The sequence below is a fragment of the Snodgrassella alvi genome (genome assembly GCF_040741455.2).
GTDB lineage: Bacteria > Pseudomonadota > Gammaproteobacteria > Burkholderiales > Neisseriaceae > Snodgrassella > Snodgrassella alvi_E.
This window is the reverse complement of record NZ_CP160328.2, coordinates 1,933,236-1,955,707: the sequence shown is the minus strand read 5'-3', so window position 1 is coordinate 1,955,707 and position 22,472 is coordinate 1,933,236. Positions and strand designations below refer to the sequence as shown.

Genomic DNA, 22,472 nt, shown 5'->3' with positions numbered 1-22,472 from the left:
TAGTTTTTTAACATACCGTATAATAATGTTTTTGTATAGTTTATTATTTACTTTTTTTTGCAATTTGTTAGCTTTAGATTGAAATGTGGTATCTGGTTTGTTGCTAGAGCAGAAATATTTATTAAGTATTTTTTAATCGGGATGCTTTATTTTTATTACAGAGCTGGTTTCAACGGACGGCAGGTGGCTGCTGTGATGCTGAAAAAATATTAAAAGGATAATTTGTGAATCCTGCTTTGATTGTTTCTGTGTTTGTTGTGGCCAGTTGTGGGCTGGCTTATGAATTGATTATGGCGGCACTGGCCAGCTATTTGCTTGGTGACTCGATACTCCAGTTTTCGTCGATTATCGGTGTGTATATGTTTGCGATGGGCATTGGTGCGCATCTGACTCGTTATATATCCGACCGTGATGCGCTGAGCCGCTTTATTGATATTGAAATTCTGGTGGGAATTGTCGGCGGTGTTTCGGCGCTGCTTTTGTTTGTTTTATTTGGTTTTTCTGCGGCACCTTTTCGTTCGGTGCTATACGGGCTGGTGCTGATTATCGGTATTATTACGGGAATGGAGCTGCCGCTGGTGATGCGGGTGCTGAATCTGCGTGAGGTGGAGTTTAAAGAAGTGGTCAGCCGTGTACTGACTTTTGACTATCTAGGAGCGCTGGCTGTTTCGTTGTTGTTTCCTCTGATTCTAGCTCCAAAGCTGGGCATGGCAAGAAGTGCGCTGTTGTTCGGGATTTTAAATACGGCAGTGGCACTGCTGACAGCGCGGCTGTTTAAGCAGGAACTACCTCGTTACCAGCGTCTACGTATGCGCGGCAATATAGTGCTGTTGGTTTTATTGCTGTTTTTCTGTTACGCCAATCACATTACGAATAAAGCAGAACAACATTATTTTGGTGACCCAGTGGTGTTTAGCACCGCTTCTCCTTATCAGCGGCTGGTGATTACGAAATGGCATAATGATACAAGATTGTTTCTTAATGGTAATTTACAGTTTTCTTCAGTAGATGAGGCACGCTATCACGAAGCACTGGTACTGCCGGTGATGGAGCAGAATCCGCAGGCCTCCCGCATTTTGATACTAGGTGGCGGAGATGGGCTGGCAGCACGGGAGGTGCTGAAATATCCACAGGTAAGCCGGATTACGCTGGTGGATCTGGATGCAAGTATGACGCGTGTTTTCCGTACTTCGGCAACTTTGCGTGAGCTGAATCAGAATTCGCTTAATCACCCGAAACTGCGCATTATTAATGCGGATGCGGCGCAATGGCTGCAACACAATCAGGAAAAATTCGATGTGGTGATTATCGATTTTCCTGACCCTTCCAATTTTTCCCTCGGCAAACTGTATTCGGTACCAATGTACCGTATGGTGGCGCGACATTTAAATCCGCATGGTAATCTGGTGGTGCAGTCTACTTCACCTTACTTTGCACCCAATGCGTTCTGGTGCATTGTCAATACACTGGAAGCTGCCGGACTGAAAACGCTACCTTTTCATGTGTATGTCCCTTCTTTTGGTGAGTGGGGCTATGTGATGGCCAATCAGACTGGTGAGTTTCTGATTCCAGACCATTATCGGGTGCCGACACGCTATCTAGATGCAGAAACGACGCGCGAAATGTTTGTGTTTCCAAAAGATATGCAGCGGCGAGCAGTAGAACCCAATCATCTGAACACGCAGAAGTTAGTGGAATATTTTGAGGCTGACTGGCGCGCGGTGATGCGCTGATAGGGGTAAAAAAATGAAAATCAGTCGCCGCCGGTTTCTCAGCAATGTGTTGGGCGCCAGTATGGTGGGTTTGAGCAGCTATGAGGCGTGGCGCTATTTTGTACCAGGGCAGCCACCAATCAGTGTGGATTTCCCCGGTAAGACTGTGGGGCATGCTATTCGTGATGCGCAACGACAACCTCCAGCTAATATTCCAACACGCCATGTGAATACGGTGATTGTCGGCAGTGGTGCGGCGGGGCTGTCTGCTGCCTGGCAGTTATCGAGACAGGGCATGCACGATTATATTTTACTTGATGGTGCTGAACGCAATGGCAATAATCGCGGTGAACACCAGTTTGGTGTGGATTACCCCACCGGTGCGCATTATCTGCCCCTACCCTCACCGGAATCGGAACACATCCGAGAATTACTCGGCGATTTACAACTGTATCAGCATGGTGTGTATGATGAGCGCTCACTGCTACAGGTGCCCAATGAGCGTTTATTCTATCAACAACACTGGCAGAATGAATTGCTGCCTCAGCGTGATGCTGATAGTCAGCGTTTTTTCCGTTTTATTCATCAGCTCAGCAGCCAGCGCGGTGTGGATGGCAAGCGTATATTTACCATTCCGCTGGATTTGGCCAGTAACGACAACGAATGGCGCCGTCTGGAACGGATAACTTTTGCCAATTGGCTGGAACAGCAAGGTTATCACTCGCCTACTCTGCTGTGGTATCTGGACTATTGCTGTCGTGATGATTATGGGCAAGGCATCGGCCAAATCTGTGCGTGGGCCGGACTGCACTATTTCTGCGCCCGTGGCACAGAGCAGAATGAACACGGTACAGTGCTGACCTGGCCGCACGGTTTACATGAGCTGTCGCAGCGGATACGCGCATTTTGCCGTCTGCAAGCTATGGAAAACATTCCTGAAACCGATCAGCCATTGACTCAGCCGCGCAGTCTCCGTGCTTATGCAGTTTCGATTGAAGAAGAGGCTCAGGGAGTACGTCTGTTAATCTGTACCGCACAACAGCAATATTTCTGGCTACAGGCACGGCATGCAATCTGTGCCATGCCACTGTATATCGCAGCTCACGTGGTGCAGAATATTCAGCGATATGGTTTTCAGCCACAGACCCATATGCCTCAGTATGCCCCTTGGATTGTGGCTAATTTTTTACTGCGCGGCATGCCTCCAGAAAAAAGTGGCAGCGCGCTGGCATGGGACAACATTTTGTATCAAGGTGATGGGCTAGGCTATGTGGTGGCCACACACCAGCAAATTCGGCAAGGGCCGCCACCCTTTACATCTTTCACTGCCTATACAGCATTGAATCATGATTCGCCGACCAACATACGTCACTGGATGCTATCGGCCTCACCTGAAGAAATATACCAATGTGCGGCTAAAGAATTGGAAGAGATTTATGGCATTGTGTTGCGAAAGCGTATGGTACAGGCGCGTATCAGTCTACGCGGCCATGCCATGGCCGTACCACAGCCCGGTTATCTCACCAATGCGGGCTTAATGGCGTTGCGCTCTTATCAGGGTCGTTTACAGTTTGCCCATAGTGATTTATCCGGCTATTCGATTTTTGAGGAAGCCTGCTATTGGGGTAAACGTGCCGCTGAGCAGATTCTGGCACAACAGTAATATTGATTACAGGTCTGATTTGAAAAACAACAGCCTGTGTACGAACTTGTCCACAGGCTGCTTAATCTGCTACTGATATACTAGATTTCGAAGTAATCCATAATACTTTGTGCAGCATCACGCCCTTCTGCTATGGCGGTAACCACCAAATCCGAACCACGGGTGATGTCGCCGCCAGCAAAGATTTTTGGATTGGCGGTTTGCTGTTTGTATTCACCACTAGTCTGAATACGGCCGCGCTCGTCCACGGTGACACCAACTTCACCTAACCACGGCATGCTGTGCGGTGCAAAACCAAAGGCTACAATTATGGCATCACAGGTAATGATTTCTTCACTACCGGCTATGATTTCGGCACGGCGCCGGCCGCGTTCGTCTGGTACACCCATGCTGGTGCGGACAACCTGAATGCCGGTTACTGTGCCTGCTTCGTTTGTCACCACAGTCTGAGGCTGCACATTGAATTTAAACTGCACGCCTTCTTCCCGCGCATTGTTGAATTCTTTTCTGGAGCCGGGCATATTGGCAGCATCGCGGCGGTAAGCACAGATTACTTCTTTGGCCTGCTGCCGCAGCGCGGTGCGTACACAATCCATGGCAGTATCGCCGCCACCAAGCACCACGACACGCTTACCTTCCATGCATACATAATCTTTGCTATCGATGTTTAGCAGATGTTCCGTATTGCCAATCAGATAGGGCAAAGCCAGATAAACACCGCTGGACTCTTCATTTTCGATACCGGCACGTAGTCCCTGATAGGTCCCCACGCCTAGAAACACTGCATCATATTGCTGCTCAAGCTCTTGCAAGCTAATGTCGGTACCGACATTGACACCCAGTTTGAATTCTATGCCCATATCAGTGAGTACGTGCCGCCGCCGCATCATGACTTCTTTTTCCAATTTGAACGCCGGTATACCAAAGGTGAGCAGGCCGCCGATTTCGGATGCCCGTTCGTATACGGTCACGTCTACACCATTGCGGATGAGAACATCGGCACAGCCGAGGCCAGCGGGTCCGGCTCCAACCACCGCTACTTTTTTACCCACTTTTTCCACGGTGGCAATATCTGGATGCCAACCTTGCGCAAATGCCTGTTCGGTAATGTATTTTTCGATGGCTCCGATGGTAACGGCGCCGAATTCCGCATTCAAGGTACAATCGCCTTCACACAGACGATCCTGCGGGCATACGCGGCCGCAGACTTCAGGAAGGCTGTTGGTGGTGTGTGCTAACTCGGCTGCTTCGATAATTCGCCCTTCATTCGCCAGTCGCAGCCAATTGGGAATGTTGTTGTGCAACGGGCATTTATTCTGGCAGTACGGATTACCACAGGCCAGACAGCGGTCTGCCTGAGCAATTGCCTGTGCTGTGGTAAAGGGCTGATAAATTTCCGCAAACTCCTGCTGGCGTACGCTCAGCGGTTCTTTCGGTGGATCGACACGCGGTACATCAATAAACTGATAAACATTTTCGCGTTGACTCATGTGGTGTTCCTTGCACGATTTTTGATTATTGCTGTCTTAATGTCTGCTCTTACTGGGTAACAGCGCGCAATTCAGTGACGGTACGCGGTTTGTGCCCCAGCAGCGCATCGACATCATTGGCTTTTGGTTTCACCAGCACAAAGCGGTTCACATAGTTGTCCCACTCAGCCAGAATGCGTTCCCCCAGCGGGCTGTGAGTATTTTCCACATGCTCGGCGATGAGGCCGCGTAGATTTTCCTGATGCATGGTAAGTGCAGCGATGTCTAAACCTTCAACCAGCTCAGAATTAATACGCTGTCTGAAGCCGCCATCCACATCCAGCACATAGGCAAAGCCACCAGTCATACCGGCACCGAAATTGATACCGGTTTTGCCTAATACACACACTACTCCGCCGGTCATGTATTCACAGCCGTTGTCGCCAATACCTTCCACCACGACTGTGGCACCAGAATTACGCACCGCAAAGCGCTCACCTGCCTTGCCAGAAGCAAACAATTTGCCACCAGTAGCACCATAAAGGCAGGTATTGCCGATAATGGTGGTGTCTTCTGGCCGGAAAGCAGTGCCGCCATGCGGCCTAATCACAATTTTGCCGCCGGCCATACCTTTACCGACATAATCGTTGGCATCACCAGTTAGATACAGATTCATGCTACCAGCCAGCCAAACACCAAAACTCTGTCCGGCAGTACCATTTAGATAGATATCAAAGCGTTGTGAAGTACGGCCACGATTTCCATGAATAGCAGCAATCTGTCCAGCTAAGGCAGCGCCTACGGAGCGGTCGGTATTATTGATATCATAGGTCAGATCCACATCGGCACCGCTCTGTACGGCATCGCCAACGTCCTGCATGATGGTGTGATTGAGGCGACCAGTATCGAATGGCGGATTGGTTTGCGTACAGTAGCGAGCACTGCCATCCGGTACCTTGGGTGAATACAGTAACTTGCTTAAATCCAGCGTACCCTGTTTCGGGGTGATGCCAGCAACGATTTCCAGTAGTTCCGTGCGGCCGATTAAATCAGTCAGGCGGGTGATGCCGAGCTGTGCCATGATTTCACGCACATCCTGTGCAATGAATTTAAAATAATTCATTGCTTTTTCAGGCAGACCGTGGAAATGTTCGTGGCGCAGAGTGTCATCCTGCGTAGCCACGCCGGTGGCACAGTTATTCAGGTGACAGATACGCAGATAGCGGCAGCCCAGCGCAATCATCGGCCCAGTGCCGAAGCCAAAGCTTTCCGCTCCCAGAATAGCCGCTTTAACGATGTCTAGACCGGTTTTCAAGCCGCCATCAACCTGTAACCGCACTTTGTGGCGCAAATTGTTTTCTACCAGCGCCTGCTGGGCTTCTGCCAGTCCCAGCTCCCAAGGACTACCAGCGTATTTCACACTGGTTATCGGGCTGGCGCCAGTGCCGCCGTCATAGCCGGATATAGTAATTAAATCTGCATAAGCTTTGGCTACGCCGGTAGCGATGGTACCCACGCCTGGTAAAGACACCAGTTTTACCGAAATCAGCGCACGCGGATTAATCTGTTTTAAATCGAAAATCAGCTGTGCTAAATCTTCGATGGAATAAATATCATGGTGCGGGGGTGGTGAAATCAAGGTGGAACCGGGCACAGCGAAGCGCAATTGCGCGATGTATGGTGTGACCTTATCTCCGGGAAGCTGTCCACCCTCACCCGGTTTGGCACCTTGCGCTACTTTTATCTGAATCACATCGGCACTCATCAGGTAGGCCGGTGTGACGCCAAAACGTCCCGAAGCCACTTGCTTAATCCGTGAAACGCGTTCGGTGCCGTAGCGACGTGGGTCTTCGCCACCCTCGCCAGAGTTGGAATAGCCGCCCAGACGATTCATCGCCGTGGCCAGTGCCTCATGTGCCTCTGGGCTTAATGCACCAATCGACATAGCCGCGCTATCGAATCGTTTATATAAATTTTCTGCTGCTTCTACCTGTTCAAGTGCCACTGGTGTGGCTGCTTCCGTTTTAAGCCGTAGCAAATCCCGCAGCATGGAGGGAGGGCGTTTATTCACAGCATCCGCATAGTGGCGGTAGCGGGCATAGTCACCGCTGTTGATGGCAGCCTGTAAGGTATTCACCACTTCTGGATTGTAGGCATGGAATTCACCCTGCGGCTTATATTTCAGAAAACCGCCAATTTCCAGACCACGGCTTTTCTGCCATGCACGTTTGTGGAACCAGCGCAGATCATCTTCTAGCTGTGCAAATGTAGCCCCTTCAATACGGTTTACCATATTTTTGAAACACAACTGCATGACTTCATGATGAAAACCAATGGCTTCGAAAAGACAGGCACAGCGATAAGACGAAATGGTAGAGATACCCATTTTGGAAATGATTTTATACAGCCCCTTATTGATACCATTACGGAAATTGAGCATCACCTGCCGTAAAGGTTTAGTAATCGCACCAATACTTACCATTCTGGCCAGACTTTCATACGCCAGATACGGATACACCGCTGTAGCACCTAGACCAATCAGTACGGCAAAATGGTGCGGATTTCGTGCAGATGCGGTTTCAACCACAATATTGGCATCGCATCGCAAATTGGTTTCTACCAGCCGCTGCTGAATCGCGCCCACACTGAGCACAGCCGGAATCGGCATAGCATTACGGCTGACATTGCGATCAGATACCACCAGCAGAACTGCCCCATTTCTGACCGCGGCAACTGCCTCATCACACAAATGCAGCAAAGCTTCCTGCAAGCTGGTTTCATTTGGGTTGTACACCGCCTGCAGGTGATGATGCTGATAGTGTTCGGCAGAAAGCTGAAGCAACTGCTGCATATCGGAGTAAAGCAATACTGGTGATTTAAAATTCACCCGATGCGACATGCCTTCAGCCTCAAAGAACACGCTCATCTCACGCCCGATACAAGTATTCAGGCTCATCACATGCTTTTCGCGTAAAGGGTCTATTGGCGGATTGGTTACCTGAGCAAAGTATTGGCGGAAATAATCAAACAGCAGGCGTGGTCGCTGCGAAAGTACTGCAAACGGCGTATCGTCTCCCATCGAACCTACTGCTTCCTGTCCATTCTCGCCCAACACACGAATCACACTTTCCAGCTCTTCCATGTCATAGCCAAATAGTTTTTGGTAAACCAACAGCTGGTCTGCTGAAAAAATGGCTTCTCCGGTTTCATTTTCCGGCAGTTTTTCAAATGGAATTAGCGATAAAACATTTCTGTCTAGCCATTCTTTATACGGATGGCGCGTTTTCAGCTCGGTATTAATGTCTGCCGACTGCATCAACCGTCCTTCACGCGTATCAATCACCAGCAGCTCACCGGGGCCGACACGGCCTTTTTCAACCACCTCATCGGGAGCGTAATCCCAGATACCTACTTCGGAGGCAATAGTAATCAGCTTATCTTGCGTAATCACATAGCGCGCTGGCCGCAGACCATTGCGGTCGAGCGTACAGGCTGCATAGCGCCCATCACTGAGCACAATTCCTGCCGGCCCGTCCCATGGCTCCATATGCATAGAATTGAAATCGTAAAATGCGCGTAAATCGTCATCCATATCTGGATTGTGCTGCCATGCCGGTGGTACCAGCAAACGCATAGCACGAAACAAATCCATACCACCATTCACAAACAGCTCCAGCATATTATCCAGAGAACTGGAATCCGAGCCAGTTTCATTCACAAACGGCGCAGCGGTCTGTAAATCCGGAATCAAAGGCGTATGGTATTTGTAGGAGCGTGCTCGTGCCCAAGCACGGTTGCCGGAAATGGTATTGATTTCCCCATTGTGCGCCAAATAGCGAAAAGGCTGCGCCAATTGCCACCGCGGCAGCGTATTGGTAGAAAAGCGCTGATGAAACAGACAAATTGCACTTTGCATACGCAAATCAGCCAGATCAGGATAAAAGCGCGGCAAATCCTTGGGCATGCATAGCCCTTTATATATCATCACCTGATTAGACAAGCTGCAAATATAAAAATCTCGGTGACTAATGCGTTTCTCAATCCGCCGGCGCGTCATAAACAGCCGCCGCTCCAAATCGCGCGGCAGCCAGCCGGCAGGTGCATTCACAAACACCTGCTCAATATGTGGCATATCGGCTAACGCAATGGCGCCAAGCATTTTAGGGTTGGTGGGCACCGTGCGCCACAGAGAAATATTCAGCGTTTCCTGCGTCAGCTCTTCTTCAATAATGGCTTTGTACTCCTGTGCCAGCGCCTCATCGCGCGGAAAGAAAATCATGCCGACGGCGAAATTTTTAGCCAGAGTGATGCCGCTTTCCTCAGCCACAGCCTGAAAGAATTTTTTCGGCATTTGCAGCAGCAGGCCACAACCATCACCAGTTTTACCATCTGACAAAATCGCGCCGCGATGCTGCATGCGCGACAGCCCCAATATTGCGGTACGCACCACCTTATGGCTGGGTTCACCCTCAATATTGGCGATTAATCCAAAACCGCAGTTTTCTTTTACCAGAGTATGGTCGTATAAGCCGGACATCAGGAAACCTCGTTTGCTGCACTGATTGCAAAGCACAATTTAGTTAGACAAGGTAACAAACATACAAAAATTTACCCTTTAACGTCAAAACCTTTTTTCATAGAAACGATAAAAAAAACGCTATAATTTGAATCAATTACAGCATAAATCACTACCCAGAGACATATATATGCAGATTAAACCGGCATTTAATCAAAAAATCACTATATTTCACCAATTTACATAAACGTGTTAATCAGTCTTCAGAAAGCAAAAAAATTTGCTGAAAACACGAATAATGTCATCAGCAAATTATTCTAAATGAAAATAATAATCAATTATTATTGTAATTCAATTATATATAACAACTGGCAGCCTACACCTGACCCTAAAGAAAAAAATTGTCCTTATCCTGCGTATCTTTAACTTGAATGAATGTGCAGACTTTATTTGAAATCCTCTCACCAGCCTAAAACATTTTCTAATTTATGTTTGCGACAACAGCGCAGATCTTGCGCCAAAAATAGTATTCAATAATCCCTATCCAGAACCAGAAAAGTAAATTCTCTGAGCAGCACCATGCCGATGATCACCGGCAATATATTCATTTCCATTCCAACCAATATCAATTTTTTGCCAAAATATTCATTTAATCTCCCACTGGTAAAGCTATCTGCCTAAATAAACACAACTGATAGAAAATGAAAATTAACAAACAAATGACATTTAAAGTATTTATCGATAAAATAAAATATCATTACAAAATTAAAATAAATTTAAATAAATGAAAAATATTTTTTGCCTGATCATCATTGCCTTTCTCTGTGGTTGTATGACTCCGAAAGGCGATTATCATATTGTCGCGGAAGATGAATTTGGAAGAGATTTAGCTCCGAATATTAAATTTGTTGCACAAAATGGCACAGGTATTACCAGCACTAAAATTAGCCTGTGTGCAGGTTCTCCAGGAGCTATTATTCGCATATACGATTTACATACAAACGAAGAAATAAAAAGTCTAAGTCCACGTAAATGCCGCTGAAAAAACGAAAAGACGCATTGAAATTTTAGCGGCTAAAATTCACGCGTATCGTAAATAACAGCCAAAATACGCATCTTCTAGTTTGTATGCTGTATTTTGCCATCAATAAATAAGGGAGATGCCCGCATCTCCCTTGAAGTTTTATTCGTTTACCACACCTGCGTGCTCAGCCTGCACATCTGCATGATAACTCGAGCGAACCATCGCCCCAATAGCACCATGCTTAAATCCCATCTCATAAGCACGTTTTTCAAAAGCCTTAAACTGCTGCGGTGTCACATAGCGCAACACTGGCAAATGGCTGTTGCTGGGTTGCAAATACTGGCCTATGGTAATCATTTCTACATCATGGTCGCGTAAATCCTGCATCACTTGCAGAATTTCTTCATCACTTTCACCCAGACCAACCATCAATCCAGACTTGGTGGCTACTTCAGGACGTAGCACCTTATATTGCTTCAGCAATTTCAGTGAATGCAGATAATCTGCACCAGGACGCGCCTGTTTATACAGCCGCGGTGCCGTTTCCAGATTATGATTCAGCACATCCGGCGGAGTCTGCGCCAGAATTTCCAGTGCAATATCTAGGCGTCCACGGAAATCCGGCACCAGCACCTCAATCTGAGTATGCGGGCTGGCTTCACGGATAGCAGTAATGCAGTCAGCAAAATGCTGCGCACCACCATCACGCAGATCATCACGGTCAACAGACGTAATCACCACATAGCGCAAATTCATCGCTTTTACCGAAGCAGCCAGATGGCTTGGTTCCTGCTCATCCAGCGGATTAGGACGGCCATGGCCAACATCGCAAAACGGACAACGACGAGTACAGATATCACCCATAATCATGAAAGTAGCCGTACCCTTGCTAAAACATTCACCGATATTTGGACAACTGGCTTCCTCACATACCGTATGCAACTTCTGTTCGCGCACGATACTTTTAATTTCAAAAAACTTCTGACTGCTCGGTAAACGTGCCCGAATCCATTCCGGTTTTTTCAGCTTTTGTTCCAGAGGAACCACTTTAATCGGAATACGTGCCGTTTTTTCTGCACCCTTGTGTTTTACCCCTTGGCTGTTATCTTGATTCATAGTACAACTTTCTGTGTAGATGGCCGCTCAGGAGGCGGAGCATTCAATTGCAAACTCAGGTAGCCGGTTAAGCGTTCTGCCACTTCAGCCAGTGTTGGACACGGCTTTATCAGCTCAGCAATCTGCGTCATATGCAAGCCGGCATAGCCGCAAGGATTAATGTGTGTAAACGGAGTCAGGTCCATATTCACATTCAGCGCCAGCCCGTGATACACCGCACCCTGTTTAATGCGCAGCCCCAGCGACGCGATTTTCCGGCCGCTAACGTAGACACCGGGCCGTTTCGGGTCATTCTCCGCTGCAATGCCATAATCGGACAGCGTGGCAATAATACTGTTTTCCAACCGGCTTACTAGCTCACGCACGGTAATATGGCGACGCTTAAAATCAATCAGCGTATACACCACCAACTGACCTGGGCCGTGATAAGTCACCTGCCCACCGCGGTCTATGTGTACTACCTCAATATCATCATGCACCAGAATATGTTCCGGTTTACCGGCCATGCCCTGTGTAAATACGGGCGGATGTTCAACAACCCACAACTCATCTTCGGTTTGGGCTGTGCGAGCAGCCGTAAATTCTTGCATTGCAGCAAATACCGGCTGATAAGCGCGTAAACCCAGCTGCACCACTTTCATAGTACAACTTTCACCATCGGATGGCTGCTTAAAGAACGATAAATATCATCCAACTGCTGCTGACTTTCGGCACGAACAACCACTGTAGCACTAATATAATTACCCTTACTGCTCGGGCGGGTATTAATATCTGAAGCTGCGGTTTCTGGCGCATGCTGCTGCACCACGTCCAGCACCCGAGCCGCAAATTCCGGATGCTGTTCACCCATTACCTTAATCGGGAAATCCAGCGGAAATTCAATAATACTGGTTTTCAGATCATCACTCATCTTCATACCTTTCCTGTCTGGTCACGTTTTTACCATGTAAATCACATGCAAAACAGGCTTAATCACGTAAAAAAATTTAATCACAGGCAAACAGCAGCCCTAAACCCATATTAAACAGCTCTTTTCTGTGCCAGATAGGTTTGCAGACCCCGTTCACGCAATACACAGCTTGGACACTCACCGCAGCCGCCTTCCACGCCGTTATAACAAGTGTGCGTATGCTCACGCACATAATCCAGATAGCCAAGCTCATCTGCCAGCGCCCATGTCTGTGCCTTGTCCAGATACATCAGCGGCGTAATCAGACGAAACTCATAATCCATAGCCAGATTCAACGTCACATTCATCGACTGTACAAACACATTGCGGCAATCCGGATAGCCGGAAAAGTCGGTTTCACATACGCCAGCAATCACATCTTGAATACCCTGACCTTTGGCAAAAATAGCGGCATACAACAAAAACAACGCATTACGGCCATCTACAAACGTATTCGGCAGCCCATTTGCCGGAGTTTCAATAGACTGCTGCTTATCCATCAGCGCATTATGCGTAATGCTTTGCAGCAATGACAAATCCATTACGGTCTGTGCTACGCCTAAGTCCTGCGCAATCCAGCGTGCCTTTTCCAGCTCAATCGCATGGCGCTGACCATACTGAAAAGTAATCGTCTGCACATTTTCACGCCCATAAGTCGCTATAGCCTGCAATAGACAAGTCGTCGAATCCTGACCGCCGGAAAAAATTACCAGCGCTCGAGTATGTTGTTCCATTATTTCGTTTCCTTAGTTTTGATTTCAGAAACAGCCGTAAAAACCGCTTTTACCGCCGCCTGACGTGGGAAGTTTGCGAACCACGCAAGTACTTATTATAAAACATTTGCTCTTCCCCTACCGACAGCCAGTCCACGAAAGCCACCAAAACAGGTAAAATAAACCGCTTTACTGCTTTAAATTCAAATATTCAAACATGTTGGTACTGGGAATCGAATCATCCTGTGACGAAACCGGCGTTGCCCTATACGACACCGAACACGGACTACTGGCTCATCAGCTGCACACACAAATTGCCATGCACGCCGAATATGGCGGCGTCGTACCCGAGCTGGCCAGCCGCGACCATATTCGCCGCCTAACCCCGCTTACACAGGCGTGTCTGCATCAGGCCGGCAAAACATTTGCCGACATCGATGCCATCGCCTATACCCAAGGTCCAGGGCTAGGTGGTGCATTACTGGCCGGAGCCAGCTTTGCCAACGCACTGGCTTTTGCTCTAAATAAACCCATCATTCCCGTTCATCATCTAGAAGGCCATATGCTGTCGCCGTTGCTCAGCGACGACAAACCGGATTTTCCATTTGTCGCCTTACTGGTTTCTGGCGGTCACACCCAATTTATGGCCGTCAAAGGCATCGGCGACTACACCCTACTGGGCGAAAGCATCGATGATGCAGCCGGTGAAGCATTTGATAAAACTGCCAAACTACTTGGCCTGCCCTATCCAGGCGGTGCTAAACTGTCTGAGCTAGCCAGACTTGGCCACAGCGGCAGCCTGCATTTTCCGCGCCCTATGCTGCATTCGCACGATCTGAACATGAGTTTTTCCGGTTTAAAAACCGCCGTACTCACTGCCGTCAACAAAATCAAAGCAGAAACTGGCTGCGGCGAAGCTTTACCCGAACAAATCAGACATGATATCTGCCGCGAATTCCAGAACGCCGTTGTCGATGTACTGACCAGCAAAGCCAAACAGGCACTACAGCAAACCGGCTACAAACAACTAGTCGTAGCTGGCGGTGTGGGTGCCAATTGGCAGTTGCGCCAAAGCCTCAGCAGCCTTCCTGAAGTGCATACATTCTTTCCTCCGCTAGCCTACTGCACCGACAACGGTGCCATGATTGCCTTTGCCGGAGCTATGCATCTGTCCAGCGCCCGCCCTACCGGCAGTTTTAATGTTAGACCGCGCTGGCCGCTTAGCCAGATTGTCAACTAACCCGCCCCCCTTGCCTCTCAACTTGTAGCGTTTGATATGTATGATTGAAATAAAAAATCTCAGCTTACAGCGCGGTAGCAAACAGCTTCTGCAACACGCCAGCCTGACAATCTATCCCGGTCAGCGCGTCGGCCTGATTGGCAAAAATGGCACCGGCAAATCCAGCCTGTTTGCCCTGCTGGAAGGAAAAATCAGCCATGATAGTGGCGACCTACGCCTACCCAAACACTGGCAGCTAGCCACCGTCAAGCAGGAAACACCGGCACTTGATATCCCTGCGCTGGACTACGTACTTCAAGGCGACACAGAATTACAGCAACTACAACAACTGCTGCAACAGGCCGAAGCAGGCAACGACGGACTCAAACAGGCCGAACTTCATGCACGTCTAGATGAAATCGGTGCCTACAGCGCACCAGCACGTGCCGCCAAATTACTAAACGGCCTAGGTTTCTCACAACAAGAACAGCATCAGCCAGTAAAATCATTCAGCGGTGGCTGGCGTATGCGCCTAAATCTGGCTCAGGCACTCATGTGCCGTACTGACCTGCTTCTACTAGACGAACCCACCAACCATCTGGATTTAGAAACTGTCCTGTGGCTAGAGCAACATCTGGCCGGTCTCGAAACCACCCAGATAATCATCTCGCACGACCGCGATTTCCTCAACGCCACCACCACCCAAACCGTCGAACTGGCACAGCAACAACTGACTCTTTACGGTGGCAACTACGATTTCTACCAGCAAGAGCGCGCACAGCGACTCGCACAGCAGCAGGCCGCCTATATCAAACAACAGGCACACATACAGCATCTGCAATCCTTTATCGACCGCTTCAAAGCTAAAGCCACCAAAGCAGTACAGGCACAGAGTCGCATCAAAGCATTGGCCAGATTAGAACGTATCGCACCAGCTCATCTGGACAGCGAATTTTCATTTGAATTTGCCCAGCCCGACCATCTGCCCAATCCGCTGCTAAAACTTGAAAACATCAATCTAGGTTATGGCAACCGAACGGTATTGCATAACATCGATCTCTCAGTCGAATCAGGTGCACGCTATGGTCTGCTAGGTGTCAATGGCAGCGGTAAATCCACCCTAATAAAAGCCATCTCCGGCAGCCTGCAACCATTAAGCGGCCAGATTGTGCGAGCCGAAAAACTCAAAATCGGCTACTTTGTACAGCACCAGCTTGAAACCCTACGTGCCGACCAAAGCCCAATATGGCACATTCAGCAACTGTCTCCAGACGTGCGCGAACAGGAAATTCGCAATTTCCTTGGCAGCTTTGCCTTTTTCGGCGATATGGCAATGCAACCTATAGCCCCCTTTTCAGGTGGCGAAAAAGCAAGGCTGGCACTGGCCATGATTGTGTGGCAGAAGCCCAACCTTTTACTGCTGGACGAACCCACTAACCATCTGGATTTAGACATGCGCCACGCCCTGACACTAGCATTACAAAGCTTTCAGGGCGCATTAATCGTAGTGTCGCATGACCGTAGCCTGCTCGAATCCACCACCGACGCCCTGATATACCTCAATCAGGGCGAGCTCAGACACTTCGACGGCGACCTGAGCAACTACCGCCAGTGGCGTCTGACACAAGAGCAAACCAGTATCGACCAGCCGCAAAACTCCAGCGACAGCATTAAGCGCAAAGAGCAAAAACGCATCGAGGCACAACAGCGGCAGGAACGAGCCAAACTGACCAAACCCTTGATGAAAAATATCGAAAAAGCCGAACGCGACATGGAAACCTGGCAACAGCAGCAGCAGGAAGGCGAAGCCTTTCTCGCCAGCGAAGAAGCCTACCTTGACGAAAACCGCACAAAATTACAACAAACCATTACCCAACTAGCCGAGCTCAAAGTAAAATTAACCCAAACTGAAGAAAAATGGCTTGAATGGCAGCAACAGCTTGAAGACATCAGCCAACAAAACTGAATGATTGATGTACAAGGTTTAATAATGACATATAAAAAAGCGCTTCCCATACTGATCATTTCTGGCAGCCTGCTAATCAGTGCGCAAGTACCGGCAAAAGTATATACCTGCCTTGAAAACGGCGAAGTTGTCTATACATCAAAACCTAAAGGCAACTGTGCCGTCGCTAGCTTGCCTGCTATCGGCAGCTATAGCGACAGCCGCCCCAGCTACCGCAGTAGTAGTAGCTCTTCAACAAGCGTGCGTAGTCGACCACGCCCAGCCACACGCGTAGCCACAGCATACAGCGGGCCCCAGCCCTCGGTAAATATCGTACCCAAAGGCAGTGACAATACCCGCCGTGCAATCCTACAACAGGAACTGACCAACGAGCGCAACGCACTGGCTCAGGCACAGGAAGCACTTAACCGCAGCCGTACTGGCAAAGGCGGCAATACTACCGAGTTGCAAAGCGCCGTACTCGACCGCCAGCAGAATATTCAGGCAATTCAGCGCGAACTTGGCCGCATGTAACCCCCTTACAAAGGACAAATCATGAAAAAAAACCTCATTCTGGCTGCACTATGCTCCCTACTGAGCACTACTGCACTAGCACAGATATACGAATGTACCGACAGCCGTGGCAACCACAGCTATTCAGAAGTACCAAATGGCAAAAACTGTCGCCAGGCCAATAATCTAGGGGGAAATTTTTCCACTACACCAGCTTACAAACCTGCTGTGGATAACCATTCTGCTCCCACAGATAACTACGAAGCAGAAAAGCAGCCTAACCAGTCGGCAATAGCTTCAGCACGAAAAAATCTTGCAGATGCCAAAAAAGCGCTGGAAGAAGGCAAAAAAGTACGTTTGGGCAACGAACGCAACTACGTACGCTATCAGGAACGCATCAAAGGATTAGAAGATGCCGTACAAGCCAAACAACAGGAACTAGACAAAGCCATGAATGGCAACTAAACCACGGATATCCCTGCTTACAGTTTTTTTCCTGCAACCTTTAAGCAGGGATAATTAATAAAACGAAGGTTTTATTAATTTATTTATTAATGAATCTGTTCTTTGCCTTTTATCGCACTTGATGGCAAAGAAATCAGTAATGCTTGTTGTTGGCCTTGTTTATCCTTTGGCGTTTTTATTTCAAGTAAAGTCTCTGTACCAATTCCAGAAAATAAAATATTTACATTTTCTATATAGCATAGCTCAAAACATTTAAATTCTGAATTCAATGCTGAATTTTTAGTTATTTTAGCAATTCTGGATTGTAATAATTTTTGATAATTTTTATCTATGTATATCGTTACTGCAGCTTGTCTAACCCCTGCCAATGTCAGCGTTATATCTGTAAGGCTGATCATAATATTATTAACACAGAATAGCAGCAAAATTAATGAGTAAATTATGATTATTAATTTCGAAGGAATTTCAATTTTACCAATTTTAAAATAAAGTATATTTATGTTTTTTGCACTTGGTTTAAGTTGGTTTATTTTGAAAAGAGTATTCCATTTTTGATTAAAAATACAAAAACCAATAAGAATCAAAACAGCTCCATAATTAGCAATAAAAGAAATCAATGTTTTAAACAAACTTCTTGTTTGGAACCAACTATAAAATATAAGTGACAAACAGAATAAATTAGCTATTATGCTTAAAAAAATATAAATTTTTTCTTTAGGCAAAATAATGGGACGAAGATTACATTTATTAAAACATTTATTAAAACATTTATTAATCGGTTTTGGAAATAAAATTAAAAATATTCGACCGGCCATGTATTGCTGGAAAATAAATATAAAACATAAAAATCCAAATATTACAAAAATATACATACAAAACAATACATCCCCCACCGATATACCAACCGGATAGAATTGATATGTTATACAGTACCAAAATATTATAATTACACCAATAATATTTCCAACTAAACCTAATAACGCAACAGCATTGCGAATAGTTTTTATTCTAGATTCCAGATTACTAATCATGCTTTTTCCCCTAAAACCCTTAGACTTAATGAAAAAACCACCAATGTTAATTTATATAGATTAACATTAGCGGTTGAATTTTAACAAATATGTTACTAAAAGCTCATTCAAGCTTCGGATGTAAATCAATGTACTGCTGTTTGCGCATTTCCAGCGTCTGTATCTGTTCCTGCAATCGTGCAATTTCTGCGTCGATATCTTCCACACTCTGCTCAATATGCTCATAAGTCTGTGCCAGCAGCTCACGCGCTTCCTGTTTACTCGAAGCAGAAGGTGAAACACCGCGTAACGGGCGGTTAGCTGTTTCTTTCAGGCAGATACCGGTCACAATTCCGATTACGCCCACCAGCATCAGATAATAGGCCGGAATAAACAGATTATTGCTGGCGTCCACCAGTGCTGCTGCGATGGTTGGCGTTAATCCGGCAATAATAATCGCAATATTAAACGCACTGGCTAGAGCACTGTAGCGAATACGTGTTGGAAACAAGGCCGGTAAAGTAGAGGCCATTACGCCAGTAAAGGAATTCAATATTACTGCAAGAATAAACAGACCGAGGAATATCAACCCTACTTTGCCGCTGGTAATCAGCTGAAAACACGGTATGGCCAGTACCAGCAGAGCAATCGACCCACCAATCACAAAGGGCTTACGGCCGATTTTGTCGCTAGTGAATCCGATAATTGGCTGCATAAACATCATGCCTATCATAATCGCGATAATAATCAGCACCCCACGGTCTTCTCCGTAATGCAGATTATGCGACAAATAGCTGGGCATATAAGTCAGTAGCATGTAATAGGTAATATTGGTAGTGAGGACTAGCCCTACGCTGACCAGCAAAGTTCGCCAAAATCGGCGCAAGACCTCTTTGAACGACACCTGAGGGCGGTTGCTCACTGCTTCCTGTTCTTCTTTTTCCATCATATCCAGATGTTTCTGGAAAGCCGGAGTTTCTTCAGCGGCATGACGCAGATATAGGCCGAGCAAGCCTAAAGGAGCGGCTAGGAAAAATGGAATACGCCAGCCCCATGAAAGGAAATGCGACGAGCCCATGATATTTTCCAGCAACACCACCAACCCCGCGCCGAGCACAAAGCCGCATATCGACCCAAAATCAAGAAAACTGCCCAGAAAACCACGCTGGCGGTCGGGCGCATATTCCGCCACAAAAATTGCTGCACCGGTGTATTCACCACCTACTGAAAAACCCTGTGCCAGTTTGCATAGCAGCAACAGCACCGGTGCCCAAATGCCGATACTGTGATAGGAAGGAATCAGCCCGATACAGAACGTACTGAGCGCCATAATAATAATGGTGGTCGACAGCACTTTTTGCCGGCCGAAACGGTCGCCAAGAATACCGAAAAATACGCCACCTAAAGGGCGCACCAGAAAGGGAACGGAGAAGGTACCCAGCGCAGCGATAATCTGCACACTGGGCGAAGCTGATGGAAAAAACACTTGTCCTAGCGCATAGGCCACAAAACCATAGACACCAAAATCAAACCATTCCATGGCGTTGCCTAGCGCCGCTGCTGAAATCGCCTTTTTCAGCTTACTCTGGTCAACAATCGTAATGTCGTGTAATTCCAGTGTACCATTCTGGGTAGGAATCAATGGCGGTACTTGAGACGAAGTCTCAATCTGTTCATTAGGTTCAGCCATGGCAATCCTCTCATTATTAATATTGAAATGGTGAATATCAGTATAACATACGCCAAATTTTTAGCTTTATATCTGATTTTAAAAGAAAACCACCAATAGCATAATTGAGAAAACACCACTGCACGTCAAGATTAACTTATTCAGTCACGAATTTTAACCAGCTTAACGCAAGCTTTTTTTCCGCTACTTTCATGGATATTCCTGCACAGCAGTACCAGCCCTTGCATCCGCCTGCAAAGCCTGCCAGTAGGCCGGCAGCTGTTCATGCAGCCGGTGTAGCTGCCGCCACAACACTTTCTCCACCACATCTTCATCCGCCTGAGGCCGGCTTTGCACCAGCTCTGTGTCCAGTTTTGACCATTCAGCTTGTAGCACAGCATCAGCAGCATCCTGCGCCATCAGCTCTGCCAGTGCTGATGCGATAACAGACCAGTGCTGTATTCGCTGTGGTGTCAGCTGTGGTCGCATCCGATCCACCTGCGCCCGCAGCGCCCCAAGTGCGGAAATACAGCTTAGCAACACATAATTAAGTTGCAAAATAGTTTTGCCCTCGGGCAGACGTCGTCCATAGCGCGCCGGCTCCATCGACATATCTGCCACCGTATTACTTAACGTTGCCGCCAGCTCATGCGCCGTGCGGCGGGCTAAACGGTAGTCCACATCGTCACGCAGCCCTTGCTGCAATTGCTGCGCAACCTGCCGCAGATAGGCAGCGTCACTGCACAGAGCACGGCGGGCAATCCGTCCCAATGTCAAATAACGCCAGTCTGGCCACAGATACGACACCGCGCACCACGCCAATACCGAACCCAGAATCGTATCCACAAAGCGCGACAGCATTGCCGACTGGGTATCCATGCCAATAATAGCAAAGCCAACCAACACCTGTACGGTAATAAAAAAGGTGGAAAAACTATAACGGCGTACACGGAAAGCAAAAAACAATACCGTACTCACTACCACAATCACCAGCCGGCCAGCCAGTGTCGGCACAAAATATGGCAACACCGACCCCACTACCACACCGAGCAGCGTGCCCACGATACGCTGCTTCAGACGGACAGTAGTGGCTGAATAGTTGGGCTGGCAAACAATAACACCAGTGAGCAGAATCCAGTAGCCCATTTTAAGCTGGCAGCCTTCCACCACCACACAGCTCACTGCCGTCAGGATCGCTAGCCGTACCGCATGACGCAATACATTTGATTGCAAAGTAAAATGAGCGCGCACAGCCGGCAGAATATCGCGAATGCGATCCACATCCAGTCCTGCGATTTGTGTCTCGCTGACTGCTTCTGCTGTGGCACCAGTCTTTACCTGCTCCAGCCACAATAGCTGCTCATTGATTCCCAAAACATTGGCTATCAATTGCTGCAACCCTGGTGTATCTTCATCACAACCATTTTCAGCACAATAGCGCTCAGCTGCCTGCTCAATGCCCTCACCAGCACGGCGCAGCATCGGATTGAATACATAGTGTTTGTCCTCGTGCAGACACTCACTCATCTGCTGGCAAGCCTGTGCCTGCAGCACAATCAAACGCTGAATTCGGTAAATCAGATCAGAATGAGCCAACCTGTGAGCCAGCGCCGTATAATCCACATGGCGCGAGCTGATGCGTTCATGAATATTCTGTGCGGTTAGATAATATTGCAGTAAGGTGCCCAAACCGCGCTGGCGATGCTGACGGCGCAGACGGTAAAACAGCGCTGCGCGACAGCGGTTAAACCCCTCAATTACAGCCGTATTTTTCATCGCCAGCGCCAATTCCTTTTCTGCCAGCAAGTCAGCCTCATCTGGGTCGAAAAACTGTGCTTTCACCAGCATATAATCGGCCAGACGCGCAAAAGCACCTGATAAATTATCCTGTACCGGCCGATTGGGAAACAGCAAATGCAGCACAAGCGTACATATACTAAACAGGCTGGTGCCGCAAATCAGCATTAGCGGATTGGTATACCAAGGCAGCATTGGCGAATAAGTCAGAACCGTATACAGCATCACCAGCAGCGTACCAAACGCAATGGTACGGTAGCGCGCATCAATGGCGCCCATCATCGTCATGGTAAACGCCGCCCAAATCATCAGTAGCGAAAACGCCAGAGGGTGCCCAAATGTCCATTGAACTGCCGTAGCCGCTAAAGAAAAATGAATCAGCGTATAAAACAGATTACGTAGCCGGCCGGTAAAACCATCATCTAAATCTACCAGTCCGCCAGCGATAATCCCCAGAAACAGAGCCGTGCTTTCCGCCGTATTACCGGTATACCAAACCCACAAAGCGGCCAGCACCATGCTCAGCAGCATCGGCAGATTAGCCAGATAACCGGCACGCACCGGAATTGTTCTCATCAGACTGTCCTTAATCAGCAGAACTTACCATTATGCTTATTTTAACAAGCCACCGGCTGCCCGTCCGGCGGATTCTGTTTACCAAAAAGCCGGCCATAACGGCCGGCTATATACAC

General features: G+C 47.8%; 16 protein-coding genes. 7 read left to right on the top strand and 9 right to left on the bottom strand.

Features of this window, described 5'->3' with window-relative positions:
* Positions 1 to 224: 224 nt before the first annotated feature.
* Entirely contained in the window at positions 225 to 1,733 is a 1,509-nt protein-coding gene (locus tag ABU615_RS08695; protein WP_367489437.1) for a polyamine aminopropyltransferase, read from the top strand.
* Between the two features lie 13 nt (positions 1,734 to 1,746).
* The gene (locus tag ABU615_RS08690; protein ID WP_370388845.1) at positions 1,747 to 3,375 is read left to right on the top strand and encodes an FAD-dependent oxidoreductase; all 1,629 of its coding nucleotides are present in this window, start codon (positions 1,747 to 1,749) and stop codon (positions 3,373 to 3,375) included.
* An 80-nt stretch (positions 3,376 to 3,455) separates the two neighbouring features.
* On the opposite strand, the gene ABU615_RS08685 is transcribed toward ABU615_RS08690, so the two are convergent.
* Both ABU615_RS08685 and gltB read right to left on the bottom strand, forming a co-directional pair.
* Positions 3,456 to 4,865, bottom strand: a complete 1,410-nt coding sequence (locus ABU615_RS08685; protein ID WP_370388844.1) for an FAD-dependent oxidoreductase — start codon at positions 4,863 to 4,865, stop codon at positions 3,456 to 3,458.
* Between the two features lie 49 nt (positions 4,866 to 4,914).
* Positions 4,915 to 9,381 (bottom strand): glutamate synthase large subunit, encoded by a 4,467-nt coding sequence (gltB, locus tag ABU615_RS08680; protein WP_370388843.1) that lies wholly within the window; start codon positions 9,379 to 9,381, stop codon positions 4,915 to 4,917.
* Between the two features lie 763 nt (positions 9,382 to 10,144).
* On the opposite strand from gltB, the gene ABU615_RS08675 reads away from it, so the two are divergent.
* Positions 10,145 to 10,402 carry a hypothetical protein gene (locus ABU615_RS08675; protein ID WP_267391440.1) on the top strand — a complete coding sequence of 86 codons (258 nt, stop codon included), beginning with the start codon at positions 10,145 to 10,147 and terminating at the stop codon, positions 10,400 to 10,402.
* Between the two features lie 141 nt (positions 10,403 to 10,543).
* On the opposite strand, the gene lipA is transcribed toward ABU615_RS08675, so the two are convergent.
* The 4 genes from lipA to queC all read right to left on the bottom strand — a co-directional run bounded on the left by lipA (position 10,544) and on the right by queC (position 13,183).
* A complete protein-coding gene (gene lipA, locus ABU615_RS08670) occupies positions 10,544 to 11,500 on the bottom strand; it encodes a lipoyl synthase (RefSeq protein WP_367417932.1) in 957 nt (318 codons plus the stop codon).
* On the bottom strand, positions 11,497 to 12,141 hold the full coding sequence (gene lipB / locus ABU615_RS08665; protein WP_370388842.1) for a lipoyl(octanoyl) transferase LipB: 645 nt from the start codon (positions 12,139 to 12,141) through the stop codon (positions 11,497 to 11,499). The genes lipA and lipB overlap by 4 nt, the downstream gene beginning before the upstream one ends.
* The gene (locus ABU615_RS08660; protein WP_100156240.1) at positions 12,138 to 12,410 is read right to left on the bottom strand and encodes a YbeD family protein; all 273 of its coding nucleotides are present in this window, start codon (positions 12,408 to 12,410) and stop codon (positions 12,138 to 12,140) included. Before ABU615_RS08660 ends, lipB begins: the two co-directional genes overlap by 4 nt.
* A gap of 110 nt (positions 12,411 to 12,520) precedes the next feature.
* Positions 12,521 to 13,183: a 7-cyano-7-deazaguanine synthase QueC gene (gene queC, locus ABU615_RS08655; RefSeq protein WP_370388841.1), complete on the bottom strand. Its 663-nt coding sequence runs from the start codon at positions 13,181 to 13,183 to the stop codon at positions 12,521 to 12,523.
* Positions 13,184 to 13,379: 196 nt separating this feature from the next.
* Between queC and tsaD the strand changes: the two genes are divergently transcribed.
* The 4 genes from tsaD to ABU615_RS08635 are packed head-to-tail and all read left to right on the top strand — an operon-like array spanning position 13,380 to position 17,304.
* On the top strand, positions 13,380 to 14,402 hold the full coding sequence (gene tsaD, locus ABU615_RS08650; RefSeq protein WP_267391444.1) for a tRNA (adenosine(37)-N6)-threonylcarbamoyltransferase complex transferase subunit TsaD: 1,023 nt from the start codon (positions 13,380 to 13,382) through the stop codon (positions 14,400 to 14,402).
* 40 nt (positions 14,403 to 14,442) lie between these two features.
* Complete coding sequence (locus tag ABU615_RS08645) at positions 14,443 to 16,347, top strand: ATP-binding cassette domain-containing protein (RefSeq protein ID WP_367489451.1); 1,905 nt, start codon at positions 14,443 to 14,445, stop codon at positions 16,345 to 16,347.
* A gap of 24 nt (positions 16,348 to 16,371) precedes the next feature.
* The gene (locus ABU615_RS08640) at positions 16,372 to 16,860 is read left to right on the top strand and encodes a hypothetical protein (protein ID WP_100140205.1); all 489 of its coding nucleotides are present in this window, start codon (positions 16,372 to 16,374) and stop codon (positions 16,858 to 16,860) included.
* Between the two features lie 21 nt (positions 16,861 to 16,881).
* Entirely contained in the window at positions 16,882 to 17,304 is a 423-nt protein-coding gene (locus ABU615_RS08635) for a DUF4124 domain-containing protein (protein ID WP_100152179.1), read from the top strand.
* An 86-nt stretch (positions 17,305 to 17,390) separates the two neighbouring features.
* On the opposite strand, the gene ABU615_RS08630 is transcribed toward ABU615_RS08635, so the two are convergent.
* From ABU615_RS08630 to yccS, 3 genes are all read right to left on the bottom strand, one after another.
* Positions 17,391 to 18,335, bottom strand: a complete 945-nt coding sequence (locus tag ABU615_RS08630) for a hypothetical protein (protein ID WP_370388840.1) — start codon at positions 18,333 to 18,335, stop codon at positions 17,391 to 17,393.
* Between the two features lie 103 nt (positions 18,336 to 18,438).
* Complete coding sequence (proP, locus tag ABU615_RS08625) at positions 18,439 to 20,004, bottom strand: glycine betaine/L-proline transporter ProP (protein WP_100152177.1); 1,566 nt, start codon at positions 20,002 to 20,004, stop codon at positions 18,439 to 18,441.
* Positions 20,005 to 20,193: 189 nt separating this feature from the next.
* Positions 20,194 to 22,356 (bottom strand): YccS family putative transporter, encoded by a 2,163-nt coding sequence (gene yccS, locus ABU615_RS08620; RefSeq protein ID WP_370388839.1) that lies wholly within the window; start codon positions 22,354 to 22,356, stop codon positions 20,194 to 20,196.
* Positions 22,357 to 22,472: the final 116 nt, after the last annotated feature.